Here is a 16,429-nt window from a genome sequence, read left to right on the forward strand (position 1 = left end):
CGTTACACCCGCACGCGCCGCCACCGTCCACTGCCCCACAGCACCGCCATCAACAAGCCGCGGGCCGCGGCGGTCAGCGCCAGCGTCCACCACAGGCCGCTGGTGCCCCACTGCGCCGCGGCCCACGCACCGATCGGTAGCCGCAACACCGTGATCGTGCTTGAGCCAATCATCGGCCACAGCGTCCACCCCGCCCCGCCCATCGCGCTTTCCAACACGACCTCGGCGCCCAGAAATAGCTGCGAGAACGCCGCGATGCGCAGATAGCGCGCCGCCTCCGCGATCACGGCGGCGTCGGTAGAAAAGATCGACGCAAACTCTTCGGCCAAGAAGAACGAGGCGCCCGCCATGAACGCACCGACGACGCTCACGATGCCGGTGGCGGTCCAGCCGGCGCGCGACGCGCGATCGGGATCGTCGGCGCCCATGCTCTGACCCACGATGGCGGCGACGGCGGCACCCATACCCACCGACACCACGTACACTACACTCTCAATACGAAATCCCAGACCGAGTGCGGCCAGCGCCGGTGTTCCAAACTGCGTGGTGATCCGCGTAAGCAGCACGTAGATCGCGCTGAATGCGACACCGGTGAGCGCCGCCGGCGCGCCGACGCGCGCGATGCTCGCGATCACGTCCCATCGCGGTGCCGCCCATCGCAGCATGCCGCGGCGTTGCAAAATGATCACACCGGCAATGCAACCCAGTCCACGCGGCACCAACGTCGCGAGCGCCGCACCGCGAATGCCGAAGGCTGGCACGGGACCGACACCGCGAATAAGAATCGGGTCGAGTACCAGTCCGAGTATGATGGTGACGGCGAGAATATAGAGCGGTGTTCGCGTATCTCCTTTGGCGCGGAACGCGGCATCGACGGCGAAGAAGCCGAAGATGAGCGGCATGCCGAGCAGGTACGTGCCGAGGTAGTCACGACCGATCGCACTGACGTCGGCGCCAGTGTTCATCACGGCGAACAGCCAGTGGAGCAGGAACGGCGTGGCCAGTGCGATCGCACCGCCCAGCAGGAGCGCGAGTACGAACCCCTCGCTGACCGTGCGCGCCGCCTCGGAGGGGCGACGTTCGCCGTGACGACGCGCCGCGATGGCATCGAGGCCGATGCTAACCATCTCGCCAATGGAGATCACGAGCCAGATCCAGAAGATCGAGCTGGTGGCGGCAGCGAGGGCATCGGGGCCGAGCGTCCGTCCGATCCAGTACGTGTCCACGTTGTGAAACGTGGTCATGAGCAGGTTCGCGACGACGGCCGGCAGCGCCACACGGCGAATCGTGAGGGCTAGCGGCTCCCCGACGAGTGCGCCGCGCGGGGCGTCGGCTTCAGGCGCCGTAGATGCTGACAAGGCGCTCCACGACACGGTGCGCAATGGCGTCCAATTCCTTCGCCGCGCGCGACGAGGGCTCGGCGTCGATAATCGGGCGACCGGTGTCGCCGCCTTCCTGAATGCGCGGATCGAGTGGCACCTGCCCGATCAGCGGCAGATTGCACTGTTCGGCCAACCGCGCGCCACCGCCAGTGCCGAAGACGGCGATTGGTTTGCCGGTTTCGGGATTCTCGAAGTACGACATGTTTTCCACGATGCCGAGCACGGGCACGGCAGTGCGCTCGAACATCTTCACGCCGCGGAGCGCGTCGCCGACGGACACCTGCTGCGGCGTGGTCACGATCACGGCGCCGTGCACCTGCGTCGCCTGCACCAGCGAGAGCTGCGCGTCACCGGTGCCGGGCGGCATGTCGACCAGGAAATAGTCGAGCTGTCCCCACGCCACGTCTTTCAGGAACTGGGTGAGGATCTTCATCACGATCGGGCCTCGCCAGATTGCCGGCTGCTCCTTCTCGATCAGGAAGCCGATGGACATGATCTTGATGCCGTAGGCCTCGAGTGGGATGATTTTCTCATCAACCACGGCGGGCGCCGCATCAACGCCGAGCATGAGCGGCAGATTGGGACCATAGATGTCGGCGTCCATGATGCCGACGCGCTTGCCCATCTTGGCGAGGGCCACGGCGATGTTCACGGCCACGGTGCTCTTGCCGACGCCGCCCTTGCCCGACGACACGGCGATGATGCGACCGAGTTGCGGGTAGGCGACGGGCTCGGGGACCTTGGGCGGCGCCTTGGGGGCGGCGTCCATGACGGGGAGGGCGCGTCCCATCCCGCCGGTGGCAACGCCTCTGGCGGGCGCTGGCGGCTGAGTCATTGGCGAAGGCGCTGCCGTCGGCGCGCGACGCGCCGGCGTGGGTTCGGTCTGCGCAGGATCGCGCACATCAACACGGACATCGGTGACGCCCGGGAGCGCCTCGATGGCCTGGCGGACGTCGCGCACGAGGGTGGCGTCGTCTTCAGCGGCCAGCAGGAACGTGAGGCGGACCTTGCCGTCGACCGTGGTGGCGATATCCCGCACCATGTCGGCGGCCATGACATCGGCGCCGGTACGGGGGTTGCGGACCGCGGCGAGGGCGCCGGTGATCCGCTCCATGAGAGGCTGCATTGGAGAGTCGGGTTGTCGGGATGACTACATCCCGAAAACTAGGCGTAGTGGCAGGGCGCTCCAAGCGGGGAATGACGTTCCGGCGGTGGAATGACCATGGCGGCCGCAATTGGATGACAGTGTGCTGACGCAAGGGTGATATGGTAGCTCCGTCGCGCGGATCCGGGCCGCGTCGACCGGTGCGACGCACTCCGCGGCGCGCCACTTCACGGATAGATCCCGAGGTATGTCATGATGCTGACCATTCCCCGCGCCGCGTTCGGCGTGTTTGCGTTGCTGTTCACGGTGGCCACGGTCGATGTGTCGCGCGCGATGGCGCAGACGACGTTGACGCCGACCGCTTGTGGCGTAGGCGCAATTGCGGCCTGCGGCACCGAAGAGATCAAGAAGTGTGAGACGACGTTCAGCTTCAACTTCAACGTCTTGCTGCAGAGCGGCGGTGTCACGTGGTCGACTACCAACTGCACCAGTGCGGGCTACAAGACCTTGTACAAGGATATGCGGACGATTTCGACGAGCACGGATGGCACGAGCAACAGTTGCGGCGGCAGCACGGGTACCGGATTGTCCGGAATGCGTGGATCAGGTGATGAAGAGGAGACGTTTGAACTCTGCGAGATGTGATGTCTCGCGCCCCGAGCCTCTGGCATTGGGTGCTCGCGGGGGCTGTCCTATCGCTCGCCGGCGTCGGCTTCGACGCCGTGCGGGTGGTACCCACGCGCACGCTGCGCACCGCCATGCGCCCGTTCCTCCATGTATCGTCGACGCGCCCGAACAGCCCGACCGTCCTGCACGCCGCTGTCCTGCTACAGCTCAGCGACTGTTCCGGCAATCTTCGCATGCTGCACGTGCTGCACCGCGGCCGATCGCGGGAGCAGATTCACCTAGCCGTGATCTGGTATGTCGGTCCAACCGACGACTCCTTGGCCATTCGGTCCGAGCTCCCGGCCTGGACGTCACCGATTCCGCTGCGTCCGGCACCGGCGGTGGTCGTACGTCAATTCGCCGAGCTGGGTCATACCACGACGCCGGCGCTTCTCGTGCTCGATCAAGAGGGGCGGGTGCGTTTCACGACGCAGAGCCCGCGTTCGTCGCGCGAGGTCGCCGGCCTGCGTCGCATTGTTGAAGGGCTCACCTGGATAGAGGAACTGTAAATGCGCCACGTTTATCGAGTATCCAAGATCGCCCGGCGCGCCAGCAGCGTGCTGGGCGTGGTCGCGGGACTGTTTCCGCATGCCGTTTCTCTTGAGGCCCAGACGAAACCTGCGGTGCGTCAATTTCATGCGGACTCGTTCTATATCCGCGAATGGATTCGTGGCGGCGCAAAAGAGCCAGACCTGTTCGTCGAACCGCGCGAGATCGCCGTCACACGGAACGCGGTGATCGTACTCGATGCCGGTACGCGAGAAGTGCATGCGCTCGATCTCAGGGACGGATCGAAGCGATTTCTGCTCAAGGCGAGTGGCGAGGGTCCGGGTGAGTTCAAGCGTCCCACGCACATCGCCACCACGACGCTCTTGGTCGGAGTGCTCGATCAGGCAACGAGTCGGATCACCGTCTACTCTGACTCCGGGCGGTTTCTCTGGACCACGCACGTGCCCGATGGGCCGAGCGTCGAGGCGATGTGCCTGCTGCCGCGCGGCCTGCTGCGCGTGAAGTATGTCGGGGCAATGAGCGCCTTGGCCACGATTGATAGCACGGGTCGCATGCTCTCGCGAAGCTCACTACCGGTTACCTCGGAGCTGCAGAAGGCTCCCACCTTCGCGAACTCCGCCTTCCTCGCCGATGGCTGTGCAGACGGAGTGATGACCCTCGCGCCGAGCTTTGGGAGATCGTGGTACCGCGTCGCGCTGAACGGTGCGACGCGGCGATTCGCCTATGTCGAGGGCGGGCGTGATGCGGTGATCACGCGGAAGAAACGGACCGTGGATCGGACACGAGCGGAGACATCTGACCAGCTCACTCAGACGACCGACGTAAGCGCCATCACACGCGGTGCCATGCAGCGCGGTGACACAATTCTCATCGAGGCTGGCGCGACGCAGCGATTACCATACGAGCTCGTTGACTACTACGGAGCCAGGAACGGCGCGTATCTCTACTCGAGGCACCTGCCGTTCACACCCTCCGCCCTCGCAATCACATCGGACGGACGGCTCATTGCCGCATTCATCGGCCACGAAACGTCATCTGTTGTCCAACTCTCCACCACCACGCTCTCACCCCGCGAGATCGCCAAACAAAAACCGCGCAAATAGCCCGCAGTCTGTAGAGCCGGTGGCCCGCCGTTGGCCTACGCCGTTGGCCTACGCCGTTGGCCTACGCCGCTGGCCTACGCCGCTGGCCTACGCCGCTGGCCTACGCCATCGTTTCTCCACCCGTCAGATACGCGCGCGCATCAGCGACAACCTGGCCCTGCACCTCCGCCAAATTACCCGTGAGCAACGCCCCCGACGCCTTCGCATGTCCGCCACCGCCGTACCGGCGCGCGAACTGCTGCACGTCGACCGAACCGGTGCTGCGGAACGACACCTTCACTTTGCCGTGCCCCAGGTCGCGAAAAAACATCGCCATGCGAGTGCCCGTGATCGATCGCGGGTGCTCCACGATCCCGTCGAGCTCTTCACTGGTAATATCGAACCGCTCCATCGCACCTGCGGCCACCGAGATGTACGACAAGCCGATTTCAGGGTCCGAATGCAGCGTCGCCAACGCCTCGCGCAGCAGATGCAGACGGCCCACGCTCACCTGCGCATAGATGCGCCGGTACATCTCCTCGGGATTGACACCGGCCGCCAGCAAGGCGGCGGCAATGGCGTGTGCCCGCGGCGAGGTGTTGCTGAAGCGGAAGCTGCCCGTGTCGGTCAGAATCGCCGCGTACAGTGACTGCGCCACCGCCGGGGTCACGTCGAGTCCCAGGGTCACGGCGATGTCGAACACCAACTCGCCGGTGGCGCAGGCGGCGGTGTCGGCCACCGCGATGTGGCCCACCGGTTCGTCGCCGGCCACGTGATGATCGACCACCGAAATCGGCACCGACAGCGATCGCACGGTGTCGGCCAGCTGTCCGAGCCGGCGGATGTCGTTGATGTCGAGCACGATTAGCGCATCGATGCCGTCGAGGGCGGCCGCCCCGCGCGCGCTGGCCTCCTCGATGTCATCCCCAAGAAGAAAGTTGAACATCGCCGGCCACGGCGTGGGATTCACGATGCGTGCATGAATCCCCCGCTGCGCCAGCAGGCGTGCCAACGCCGTCTCCGAACCACACCCGTCGCCATCCGAGTTGATGTGCGTCGAGAGCGCCACGGTCATACCGGGGCGCAACGTCGCGAACCATGTCTCGATCGCGTCGCGACGTGTCGTCGACGCCGTCAGCACGCCATCACTCATTTGGCGCCGCTAGCTTTGTCCTGCTTGCCGATCTTCGAGTTGCCCATGCCGTACACGAAGTAGATGGTCATACCGATCGCGGTCCACACACCGAGCAGCGTCCAGGTGAGCTTGGGCAATTGGTACATCATATACAGGGTCGCCCCCGCACCCATGATCGGCACGAACGGCACCCACGGCGTGCGGAACGGACGATCGAGTTCCGGCGAACGCTTGCGCAGCACAAGGATGCCGATGCAGACCGTGGCAAACGCCGCCAGGGTACCACCCGACACGAGCTCCCCGAGGAGGCCGAGGGGAAAGAAGCCAGCAATGATGATCGCAATGATTCCCACAATCCAGGTGGACGCGGCCGGCGTCTGGTACTTGGGATGCACCTTGGCAAAGATCTTCGGCAGCAGTCCGTCACGCGACATCGTGTAGAAGATGCGCGGCTGGCCCATGAGCATCACCAACACAACCGATGACAAACCGGCAACGGCGCCGATGTTGACGAGGTATTCGAGCCACTTCAGCTGCGGAACCGCCTCCAGCGCGGCCGATACCGGGTGTGCCACACCAAGCGCCTGGTACGGGGCAAGACCGGTCATGACCAGCGACATCAGGATGTACAGCACCGTACAAATAAGCAGCGACGCGAGCATGCCGATCGGCAGGTCACGCTGGGGATTCTTCGCTTCCTGCGCGGCGGTGGACACCGCATCGAAGCCGATGTACGAGAAGAACACGATCGGCGCGGCGCGCAATACGCCGGATACTCCGTACTTCGTGCTACCGTCTGCATTCGTCACCATGTCAGGGATGAACGGGTGCCAGTTGTCGGTATTCACGTACATGAAGCCGAAGCCGATCACCAATAACACGATCGTCATCTTGATCGCGACGACGACGTTGTTGAACGTGGCCGATTCCTGTACGCCACGCACCAGCAACATGGTCAGCGCCAGGATAAGCAGAATTGCCGGAAGATTGATCAATCCGTTCACGACCTCACCGCCCGCGGCCGAACAGGCGTCGCGGGTCGCAAACGCAATCTTGGTCGCCGCATCGGCCAGCGTGCCCCCCGTGCTCGTATCCACGCACGTGAAGGCGCGAACCACTTGATGCCCGTTTTCAACGGTCAACGGAGCGGAGGCGAACGCCGCTGGCACATGAATACCGACCGCGCTCAGCATCGCGCCAAAGTACCCCGACCAGCCGACCGCCACCGTGGCCGCGGCGAACAGGTACTCGAGCACCAGATTCCAACCGATAAACCACGCCACGCCTTCGCCCATGGTGGCGTAGCTGTACGTGTAGGCCGAGCCGGCGATCGGAATCATCGACGCGAACTCGGCGTAGCAGAGTCCCGCGAACAGGCAGGCGAGGCCGGCCAAAACGAAGGACAACGACACGCCAGGTCCGGCGAAATTGGCGGCCGCGGTGCCCGTGAGCACGAAGATGCCGGCGCCGATGATGGCACCGATGCCGAGCATGGTCAGGTTGAGCGCGCCAAGTGTTCGCTTGAGGCCGCCCTCGGAACTCGCAGCCTCGGCGCGGAGTGCCGTGACTGACTTCTTGGACCAGATTCCCATTAGTCGGGGGGTTGGGACAGGGGATGGTGGGACACGGACATCCATGTCGGATATCCGCGCAGGGTGAGACCCCGGAACACAGGCCGAGGGTTAGAGCGAGTAGTTCGGCGCTTCGCGGGTAATGGTAACGTCGTGCGGGTGCGATTCTCGCAACCCAGCCGTCGTGATACGCACGAACTCCGCATCGGTGCGCAGCTGCTCGATGGTTCCGCAGCCAACATATCCCATTCCGCTGCGCAGGCCGCCGATCATCTGAAAGATCACATCGCCCACCGCGCCCTTGTAAGGTACGCGTCCCTCGATGCCCTCCGGCACCAGCTTTTTGGGCGACATCTCCCCGTCCTGGAAGTAGCGGTCGGCCGATCCGTCCTGCATTGCCGACAGTGAACCCATGCCACGGATCATCTTGAAGCGGCGGCCTTCCAGGAGGAAGGACTCACCCGGGCTCTCTTCAGTACCGGCCAGCATGGAGCCCATCATGACACTCGAGGCTCCGGCGGCCAGCGCCTTCACGATGTCGCCCGAGTACTTCACGCCGCCGTCGGCGATCACGGGCACATCCCCGGCGCCTTCGACGGCGTCCATCACGGCCGTCAGCTGCGGGACGCCGACACCAGTCACGACGCGCGTGGTACAAATCGAGCCCGGTCCGACGCCAACCTTCACCGCATCCACGCCGCGCTCCACCAGCGCCGCCGCGCCCGCCCGCGTGGCGACATTGCCGGCCACCAACTGCACGTCGGGGAACGCTTCGCGCACCTTCGCGGTGGCCTGCAATACGCCGTCGCTGTGCCCGTGCGCCGTATCGATGATCAGCACATCGACCCCGGCCTGAATCAGCGCGCGGGCGCGATCGAGATAATCACCGCCAGCCCCAAGCGCCGCGGCCACGCGCAGCCGGCCGTGAATGTCTTTGTTGGCGTCGGGATACTGGCGACGCTTATGGATGTCCTTCACCGTGATCAGGCCCTTGAGCACGCCGTGCTCATCGACCACGGGCAGCTTCTCAATGCGATGCTTGCCGAGGATGCGCTCCGCTTCGTCGAGTGTGGTGCCGACGGGGGCGATCACGAGGTCTTCCGACGTCATCACATCGCGGAGCGGGCGATCGAGATCGCGCTCGAACTGCAGGTCGCGATTGGTGAGGATGCCGACCAACAAGCCGCTGGCGTCGACGATCGGTACACCCGAAATCTTGAAGCGCATCATCAGCGACACCGCTTCGCGGAGCGAGGCCGTGGGCGACAGCGTAATCGGGTTCAGAATCATGCCGCTTTCGCTGCGCTTTACGCGATCCACTTCGGCCGCTTGCCGGTCGATCGACATGTTCTTGTGCAGCACGCCGATGGCGCCGAATCGCGCCATCGCGATCGCCATCTCGCTTTCGGTGACGGTATCCATCGCCGCCGACGCAAGGGGCACGTTCAACGTGATACCGCGGGTGAAGCGCGAGACGATGCTGACTTCCCGCGGATGCGTCAAGGAATGACGCGGGGCGAGAAGCACATCGTCGAACGTCAGCGCGAGATCGTCGCGCACGCGTGCATGCGACCGCGCGCCGTTGTTCGCACTGCTGGTCTCGGAACGCGAAAGCCCGCTCGCCGACAGGGCGTCGGCGGCGGGCTGTTGCTGCGTCGTGCGGAGGTCTGTCGTCGAGGGTGCCATCATGAAGAGTAGACGGCCCCCGCGGCGCTGTCCAGCGGTCAGCGTCCGGCCATTTTCCGAAGTCGTCGACGCAGCCGCGCCGGCAGGAAGAATCCAGCAGCGCTGGCGAGGCGCGCGAGGTTTACGTCTTCCAGTTCGTCCGGGTCGCCGCGCCAGTGATCCATCAGCACGCTGCGCCCCGCATTGGCGACCAGGCGCTGCAAAGCCGTCATCAGCAGAAACAAGTCATCGACTTCGCCCAGAAACGGGATGATATCCGGGATGAAGTCGATCGGCGACACCATGTACGCGCCCGCCGCCAGCACGAGGAAGCGGTCGAACTTGGACACGCGGTTGTCTCCAACCAGCCCAACCAGCAAGCGCAGATACGCCGGGATCTGCCGGATTGCACGCAACACAGAACGCTTCATGCCCGTCTGCGGGCGGGTCGGCTCATCGTCGTCGTCGATCGGGCGGCGGCGGGTCCGGCGCGGGGCGTCATCGTCGGGACGAGGCGCTTCCTTCGAACCGCGCCCGGTGAACAGGCCGCGCTCCGGACGACCGGCCCGGCGGTCCGCGTCGCGCTCCCGTGCCAGTTTGTCGAAATGGCGCTCACGGTCGCGTGCCGGCTCAAGCGGCAGATCCTCTTGGCGGTCCATGGTCATGCATTCCCTCGGTTCAACAGGTTCACGGCCGCCGCGCTCAGTTGCTGAACGCTACGCGGCCGCACTGGGCGGAGTGGGTGGCACCTCGAGGGGTGCAGGTTGCGTGCCCGGCGTGGCGTTGGTGCTCGCATGGGCCGCTGCGGCAGGCGGCGCGCCCACCTGATCAGCCGCGGTCTTGGCGGCGTTCACGACGTCGCCAGCCACGGTCATCGTCGTCTGAGCGACGCCATTCAACACGCCCATGGCCTTGTTCAGAAAACCCATAGTCTCGGACACCGTGCTCACCGCCACGCCGCCAGCGCGCAGCTTGTCCTCCACGCCTTCGGCGAAACGCGTAAACACGTTGGCCACAGGGGCCGACTTCTCGGCGTACTTGGACTCCAAAAACTCGACGTAGTCGAGAATCTGATACAGTCGCTCATCGGAGAGCGTGTCGAGCTTTCGACTGATTCGATCGCGGACATACGGATTCATCAAACCTCCGGCGTCTCTTGGACGCACATTCGGGCAGGACGGGGTAGCTGCCCTGTCCTACGGCTCAGCCGCGCCAGCGTTTCCGTTCGCCGCGCGCGTCAATATGACAATATGGCGTCGCGAAGCGCCGGCTGCTGTACACGCCGAGGCCGCCGGCCAGTTCGGGGTGCAACCGCTCCACCCAATCCACGGCCTGTTCAACACGATATGCATCGAAAATCGTCAGCTTGCCGTCGCCGTCGGCGTCGATCGCCACATCGGCGGCATCGCCGTACAGATGGCGCGAGTCGCGGGCTGAGCCTTCCACACCGGAATTGTGGATAGGGGTGCGGAATCCACTGTGCACCTCGACCTCGAAATCCATGCGCTCTTCGCCGCGACGCCGTGCCAGTTCGCGCAAGACCAGTTCGATCTTGTCGAGCACGCGCGGGTCGACGGCCACGTACCGCGGCCACACGGTCTGTCGGTCGTGCGTGACAAAATCGCGCACTTTGATGTGCCGCGTGAGCGGCAGATCGAGATCAGCTTCGCGCACTTCCGCAAAACCCGCCGGACGTTCGGCCTGCTCGTCGTGCGCCCACTCGGCGGGATAGCGGCCGATTTGGTAGCCGTTGAAGGTACTCCCGAGCTTGAGCTCGAACGGCACCAACACGGCCAGTCGCGGCTCCGTGATGCGCTGCACCACACCGGCGCGCGTGACCGCGAGCTCGTAGAAGCCTGGCGTAAGGGGCGCCAGCAACGTGTCGCCACGAAGCGGACGCGCCACGTCGGCCGAGCTGTTGCTGCGGACTTCGATCCACTGGTAGGTGAATCCCTGCGCATTGCCCCGCACCAGCACCGGGAACGCGACCCGCTCGCCGGCGCGTACGAACTGCATGTGCACATCGCCGCTGACGCCGCGCGACGCCGGCCCCGCTTCCACGACTGGCACGGCCAGCTTGGCGCTCTCGGCAGACGAACCGGCCAGCAGTTCGCCCGGGGGTTGATACAGGATAGCGGCGGTGATCGCCGCCATCCCGCTCAGCACCAGTGCCGCGCGACGCCGGATCACAGCGCCCCCCAACGGGCCCGCGTGCCGCGCACGTCGATGTGCACGAACGGTCCATGCGCCGAGGTGGCTTTGTAGATGCCGACACCACCGGTGAGATCGGGATGCTCGCGCTCCACGTTCTCGGCGGCTTGGGCCAGCACCTTGGCGTCGCGCGTGTCGACCCGGCCATCGCGATTGAGATCGCTCATCCAATCACGGTCACCGTTCACGACGTACACATCGGCCGCATCACCGTACTGGTGCCGACTGTCCTTGACGCGTCCACCGGCACCGACACCCTGCTGATTGTACTGCGGCGTGCGGAAGCCCGACATGACACGAAGCCGATTGGCTGGCACGCCCATCCGGCGGAGTTCACTCAGCACGAGCTCCAGCTTGTCAACCAGCGGCTCCCGCAGCACGAGATACTTGGGCCACACCGTGGCTTGATCGTGCGTGAGGAAGTCTCGCAGACGAAAGTGCTCGGAGATCGGCGTGTCCTGATTGCGAGCGGTAACTTCGAGGAAGCCATCGGGATTGCCCGACGACGCCGAGCGCACGGTGCGCTGCTCACTCGGAAAGAACCCGATACGATAGCTCCCAATGCGACCCTGCACCTTGTCGGCAAACGGACGCATCGTGATGAAGTGAAACAAGCCGGCAATATCGTTGGCGGCGTAGACGCCGGCACGCGACACCGCAGAGTCGCCGAACAGCTCTCGAAGCAACGGAATACCCGCGGCGCGGGTCGGGCTGAGAAAGCGGGCGCGAAGTTTGCGGCTACGTCCCTTGAGCGAATCGAGCAGCGGAATACGGGGGGCGGCGGCGGTCTTGGTCGTGGCCACGCGAGCTTCGGCGTACCCCGGACGGGTGAACGCCATGATCACCGCGCACGCCGACGCTCCGGTCACCGTGAGGGCGAGCCGGGTCAGTCGGGTCTGCTGACGGCGCCGCTGGGAGGAGGACTTCTCCTGGGCTGCCTGATGTGTCTCGAGAATTTGCTGGGTCACGGATTCGGGTTCGGCGCTCAATCCAAGGACGATCAAGCGACAGTCAGGAAATATAGCCGACCCGGGCTTCAGTAGATGTACACCGGAGTGCCGACCGCGACTCTTTCGTACAGCTCCGCAATGTCTTCGTTCCGTAATCTGACACAACCGTGACTCACGGCTTGACCAATTGAGGCCGGGTTGTTGGTGCCGTGGAGCGCGTAGCCGTCGCCAAGATAGAGGCGGTGCGTACCCAGCACACCGGCATACTTTCGCTGATTCGTGCCAAACGGCGGAATCACAATTTTGCCGTCGGCCACGATCTCGCGGCCATCGCTGGCCGTGAGCGGGCGGACAACGCCATCGGCGCCGCGGCGCACCACGTCGTTGCCCTGCACGATCATTTGGGAGCCGTCGCGAAGTTGATAGGGCACTCCTCGCACGAGCTGCAGCATGCCGAGTCCGCGTTTGTTGGCCTGCTCTTGGTAGTGCCAATCAGGCGGAATCCAGGCCGGGGCCGAATCCCGGCGCTGCACGATGAGGCGCCCGCGCGGCGTCTCGAAGCGGAGGATCTTGTCGTTGCCCTTGATCACCAGCTGCTTGCCCGAGCCCGTGGCGACCGGCGCCGTAAAGAGCACGCTGTCGCCGTGCTTGTACCACACGCGGCGTTCGGCAATCGAGACTACCAGATAGTCGGCGTTGACTGGCGGCGGAGCGGGCGTTTCGTCGAGGGCGACCCGAAGGCTATCGGTGGTGAGACCGGCCTGCAATTCGGCCTGCTCCAGCGCCTCGCTGTTGTCGTTGAAGACCATCCGGGCAACGTCGCGCGCAAACCGATCACGCAGGGTCAGTCGACCGAGCCAAGCGGCGTGTGCCACGGCCACCGCGACCAAAAGCAGCAGCCAGAGGGGGGCGCCACGCCAGCCGGTACGTTGTCCGGCCGACGCACTGCCCCGCGGGTTCAGGGGAGGCGTATTCATCAGAAGAAGTAGACCCGCATGCCGGAGGAAAGATTCTCGCGAATCGCAGCCAAATCGACCGCCGGGACGCGAATGCTGCCGGGCATCACATAACGGCTGTCAGCCAAGGGACCCGAGGCGGGGAGCGAATAGATGAGCGTGCCACCGGTTGTGACGATCGCGCCGCGTCCGACCCAGCCGCTGTCAGCGCGCACGGTCGGAACCGGTAGCCCACGATCGACCCAGACCCAAGCCGGCAGTTCGTAGCGATCACTGGCCGTGAGCAGCCGCTGCACGGCCCGAAGGCCGCGAGGCACCGCGACGTGCATGGTGTCGGGCGCTACACCAACCCGGCGTTCCGGGCCGATCTCGGCTTTGATCTCACGGAGGCGAGCCGGCCCGCGATCGAGCGCCAGATAAGCGGAATCGGCGCTGATGGCGAGGTGCAGACCGTCGTCCCCTTCCGCCTGTCGGCGCATGAGTTCGAGCATCAGCTCCGCCCGATCGGCCTGCGCGGCAACAATCGCATCGGCGCGGGTACGCTCAAGGGTCGACATGCCGGCCCGAAGACGCGCCGATTCTTCCCGGTAACGCGCACGACGCACGAGGAGGAAGCCGTCGAACAGGCCGACGGCGAGGAGCAGAAAGACCAACAACAGCGTACGTCTACGAACGCGCATCGGAGCTCGGTGAAGGACAGAACGGCGGGGCGACGGTGGTGTCGCGGTCGCGGCTTCCAGTAGATTCCAACAGATCAACCAGCGTCATCGACCCCGAACGGGGTCGCCGAAGGTCCCACGCCTCTGTGGCACCGCCGGCACTCTTCCAGATTACCCGACAGCCTGATGACTGCGCGACCCGCTCGAGCCGTAGCCCTCATCATCCTGGATGGCTGGGGCTATCGGGAAGACCGTGAATCGAACGCGATCCTCCTGGCCAATACGCCGAACTGGAATCGCATTTGGGCCCACGAGTCGCGCACGCTGCTGACCGCTTCCGGGCGAGCCGTTGGACTTCCCGACGGCCAGATGGGCAACAGTGAGGTGGGACATCTCAATTTAGGTGCCGGACGAATTGTGATGCAGGATCTGGTGCGGATCGGCAGTGCGATCGAGGATGGGAGCTTCGTCCGCAACCACGCGCTGGTGCAAGCCTGCGATAGCGTCAACGCATCCGGCGGCACGCTCCACCTGCTCGGCCTGCTGGGCGACGGTGGTGTGCACGCGCATGATGCGCACTTAATGGCGCTCGTGGAGGTGGCACAGTATCGGGGTGTGGAGCGCGTGGTCCTACACGCGATGCTCGATGGCCGTGATACACCGCCGAAGTCGGCGATGAGATTTCTGGCGGGGGCATTGGCGAAGATCGGCGATCGAGCGCAGCTCGCATCAGTATCCGGTCGCTATTATGGGATGGACCGAGACCATCGATGGGAGCGTACTGGCCTGTGGTATCGCGCCGCCGTGCGGGGCGATGCGCCGGTGGAAGTCGATGCCCTCGCCGCACTGCAGCACGCCTACGACGCCGGCACGACCGATGAGTTCGTGCGGCCCTATGTCATGGCGGGCCCCGATGGCGCGGCGCTCGCACCGATGCGTGACGGTGATGCATTGATCTGCTTCAACTATCGCAGCGACCGAATGCGTCAGACACTGCGCGCCCTCGCCATGCCCGACTTCACCGGCTTCGACACGGGTGATCGTCCGGTGCTATCGATTACCACGATGACACGGTACGACGACGCGTTTCCCTTCCCCGTCGCGTTCGCACCGCAGTCAATGCGCCATCTCGTGGGCGAAGTCATTTCCGACGCCGGTCTGACTCAACTGCGCATCGCGGAGACGGAGAAGTATCCGCACGTCACCTTCTTTTTCAATGGCGGACGCGACGAGCCGTACGCCGGCGAGGAGCGGCAGATGATGCCGAGTCCGAAAGTCGCCACGTACGACCTGCAGCCGGAGATGAGCGCCGACGGCGTATGCGACATTCTGTGTAACGCGCTCGCGAATCGCACGCACGACTTCATGCTGTGCAACTTTGCGAACACCGATATGGTGGGCCACACGGGCTCGATCCCGGCGGCGATCTGCGCGGTGGAAGCCGTGGACGCTTGCCTCGGTCGTATTCTTCACGCGGCCGAACAAGGCGGCGCCCGCTTGATCATTACCGCGGATCACGGAAACGCCGATGTGATGGTCGATCCGATCACGCATCAGCCGCACACGGCGCACACGACGAATCCCGTCCCGCTGGTCCTGCTCGATCCCGATGAGACGGCACCACTGCGACTTGGCGGTGCCCTCTGCGACGTGGGCCCCACGGCCCTCGCGCTGCTCGGCCTCACGTTACCTCCAGAAATCACGGGTCGCGATCTGCGCGACCTGAGCGATCGCTCGCCTTCAGCCACCGTGTGATGCCCGCTTTGTCTTCTGCTCTGCCTTCCGCTTTCGCTTTCACTCTGTTCTCTCCCGTATCGTCGGCAAGGGCGTCCACCGGCGCGCGGCGTGCGCTCGCCGGTGTCGGCGTGGTCGCAATGTGCAGCCTGATCCCCGCGCTGGCGTCCGCACAGGTCGGTCATCTCCCGGCCAACAGCCCGTTTGAAGACGTGAAGCTGGGCCAGAATCTGTCGATCATGGGCGGGTGGATGGCCATGAAGCGCGACCCGGCCGACGTCGCCCCGAAGTCGTCGCTGGCGGCGGCGCTGCGCTACGATATCGCCATTGGCGGTCCAGCGTCGCTCTACGTGCGTTATCTCGTGGCCCCGTCCGAGCGGAAGCTGTTGGTGCCCACCAATCCACGCGCGACGCGGGTGATCGGCACGCCGGGCGTGACCACACATCAACTTGACGGCGGTCTTGATCTCGCGCTCACGGGCAAGAAGACGTGGCATCGACTCATTCCGTCGCTAAATGGCGGGGCCGGTGTTGTGAGCGATTTCTCGGCGGCCGACACGGGGTCGTATCAGTTTGGCACGAAGTTCTCCTTTTCCTATGGACTCGGCCTGCGGTACCTCCCGCGCAAGGGACCGATGATCCGGGTGGATCTCACGAACTTTATGTGGCAGTACGACTATCCCGACCGCTACTTCGTGAAGGCGTCGGACACGACGTCGGTGCTCACCGACACACGCAATCGCTCGGCCTGGCGCGGGTCGCGCACCGTCACGGTTGGCGTGACGCTGCCGCTGTTCCGCTAA

16 protein-coding genes are annotated in these 16,429 nt (G+C 64.9%); 5 read left to right on the top strand and 11 right to left on the bottom strand.

The window, feature by feature from the left end:
- Nucleotides 1-2: 2 nt before the first annotated feature.
- Both ACLL97_RS15705 and ACLL97_RS15710 read right to left on the bottom strand, forming a co-directional pair.
- Entirely contained in the window at nt 3-1,358 is a 1,356-nt protein-coding gene (locus ACLL97_RS15705) for an MATE family efflux transporter (RefSeq protein ID WP_411281422.1), read from the bottom strand.
- Nucleotides 1,336-2,508 carry a P-loop NTPase gene (locus tag ACLL97_RS15710; RefSeq protein ID WP_411281423.1) on the bottom strand — a complete coding sequence of 391 codons (1,173 nt, stop codon included), beginning with the start codon at nt 2,506-2,508 and terminating at the stop codon, nt 1,336-1,338. The genes ACLL97_RS15705 and ACLL97_RS15710 overlap by 23 nt, the downstream gene beginning before the upstream one ends.
- A 231-nt stretch (nt 2,509-2,739) precedes the next feature.
- Here ACLL97_RS15710 and ACLL97_RS15715 point away from each other — a divergent pair, with 231 nt between their 5' ends.
- From ACLL97_RS15715 to ACLL97_RS15725, 3 genes are read left to right on the top strand one after another with little or no spacing between them, the layout of a single operon-like run.
- Nucleotides 2,740-3,132 (top strand): hypothetical protein, encoded by a 393-nt coding sequence (locus ACLL97_RS15715; protein WP_411281424.1) that lies wholly within the window; start codon nt 2,740-2,742, stop codon nt 3,130-3,132.
- Complete coding sequence (locus ACLL97_RS15720) at nt 3,132-3,662, top strand: hypothetical protein (RefSeq protein WP_411281425.1); 531 nt, start codon at nt 3,132-3,134, stop codon at nt 3,660-3,662. The genes ACLL97_RS15715 and ACLL97_RS15720 overlap by 1 nt, the downstream gene beginning before the upstream one ends.
- On the top strand, nt 3,663-4,766 hold the full coding sequence (locus tag ACLL97_RS15725) for a 6-bladed beta-propeller (RefSeq protein WP_411281426.1): 1,104 nt from the start codon (nt 3,663-3,665) through the stop codon (nt 4,764-4,766).
- Nucleotides 4,767-4,866: 100 nt separating this feature from the next.
- Here ACLL97_RS15725 and ACLL97_RS15730 read toward each other — a convergent pair whose 3' ends face one another.
- The 9 genes from ACLL97_RS15730 to ACLL97_RS15770 all read right to left on the bottom strand — a co-directional run bounded on the left by ACLL97_RS15730 (nt 4,867) and on the right by ACLL97_RS15770 (nt 13,913).
- Nucleotides 4,867-5,898, bottom strand: a complete 1,032-nt coding sequence (locus ACLL97_RS15730; protein WP_411281427.1) for a DHH family phosphoesterase — start codon at nt 5,896-5,898, stop codon at nt 4,867-4,869.
- The gene (locus ACLL97_RS15735) at nt 5,895-7,472 is read right to left on the bottom strand and encodes an amino acid permease (protein WP_411281428.1); all 1,578 of its coding nucleotides are present in this window, start codon (nt 7,470-7,472) and stop codon (nt 5,895-5,897) included. The genes ACLL97_RS15730 and ACLL97_RS15735 overlap by 4 nt, the downstream gene beginning before the upstream one ends.
- Nucleotides 7,473-7,562: 90 nt before the next feature.
- A complete protein-coding gene (gene guaB / locus ACLL97_RS15740) occupies nt 7,563-9,140 on the bottom strand; it encodes an IMP dehydrogenase (RefSeq protein ID WP_411281429.1) in 1,578 nt (525 codons plus the stop codon).
- Nucleotides 9,141-9,175: 35 nt separating this feature from the next.
- A complete protein-coding gene (locus ACLL97_RS15745) occupies nt 9,176-9,781 on the bottom strand; it encodes a DUF1232 domain-containing protein (RefSeq protein ID WP_411281430.1) in 606 nt (201 codons plus the stop codon).
- 51 nt (nt 9,782-9,832) lie between these two features.
- Nucleotides 9,833-10,255 (bottom strand): hypothetical protein, encoded by a 423-nt coding sequence (locus ACLL97_RS15750; protein ID WP_411281431.1) that lies wholly within the window; start codon nt 10,253-10,255, stop codon nt 9,833-9,835.
- Between the two features lie 64 nt (nt 10,256-10,319).
- Nucleotides 10,320-11,306 (bottom strand): D-Ala-D-Ala carboxypeptidase family metallohydrolase, encoded by a 987-nt coding sequence (locus ACLL97_RS15755; protein WP_411281432.1) that lies wholly within the window; start codon nt 11,304-11,306, stop codon nt 10,320-10,322.
- On the bottom strand, nt 11,303-12,295 hold the full coding sequence (locus tag ACLL97_RS15760; protein WP_411281433.1) for a hypothetical protein: 993 nt from the start codon (nt 12,293-12,295) through the stop codon (nt 11,303-11,305). Before ACLL97_RS15760 ends, ACLL97_RS15755 begins: the two co-directional genes overlap by 4 nt.
- 68 nt (nt 12,296-12,363) lie before the next feature.
- Complete coding sequence (locus tag ACLL97_RS15765; protein WP_411281434.1) at nt 12,364-13,254, bottom strand: L,D-transpeptidase; 891 nt, start codon at nt 13,252-13,254, stop codon at nt 12,364-12,366.
- Nucleotides 13,254-13,913, bottom strand: coding sequence for a hypothetical protein (locus ACLL97_RS15770; RefSeq protein WP_411281435.1), 660 nt, complete (start codon nt 13,911-13,913; stop codon nt 13,254-13,256). The genes ACLL97_RS15765 and ACLL97_RS15770 overlap by 1 nt, the downstream gene beginning before the upstream one ends.
- A gap of 165 nt (nt 13,914-14,078) precedes the next feature.
- On the opposite strand from ACLL97_RS15770, the gene gpmI reads away from it, so the two are divergent.
- Together gpmI and ACLL97_RS15780 are read left to right on the top strand one after the other, a co-directional pair.
- Nucleotides 14,079-15,647 carry a 2,3-bisphosphoglycerate-independent phosphoglycerate mutase gene (gpmI, locus tag ACLL97_RS15775; protein WP_411281436.1) on the top strand — a complete coding sequence of 523 codons (1,569 nt, stop codon included), beginning with the start codon at nt 14,079-14,081 and terminating at the stop codon, nt 15,645-15,647.
- A gap of 119 nt (nt 15,648-15,766) precedes the next feature.
- Nucleotides 15,767-16,429 carry a hypothetical protein gene (locus ACLL97_RS15780; protein WP_411281437.1) on the top strand — a complete coding sequence of 221 codons (663 nt, stop codon included), beginning with the start codon at nt 15,767-15,769 and terminating at the stop codon, nt 16,427-16,429.

The sequence above is a fragment of the Gemmatimonas sp. genome (genome assembly GCF_046594945.1).
Classification (GTDB): Bacteria; Gemmatimonadota; Gemmatimonadetes; order Gemmatimonadales; family Gemmatimonadaceae; genus Gemmatimonas.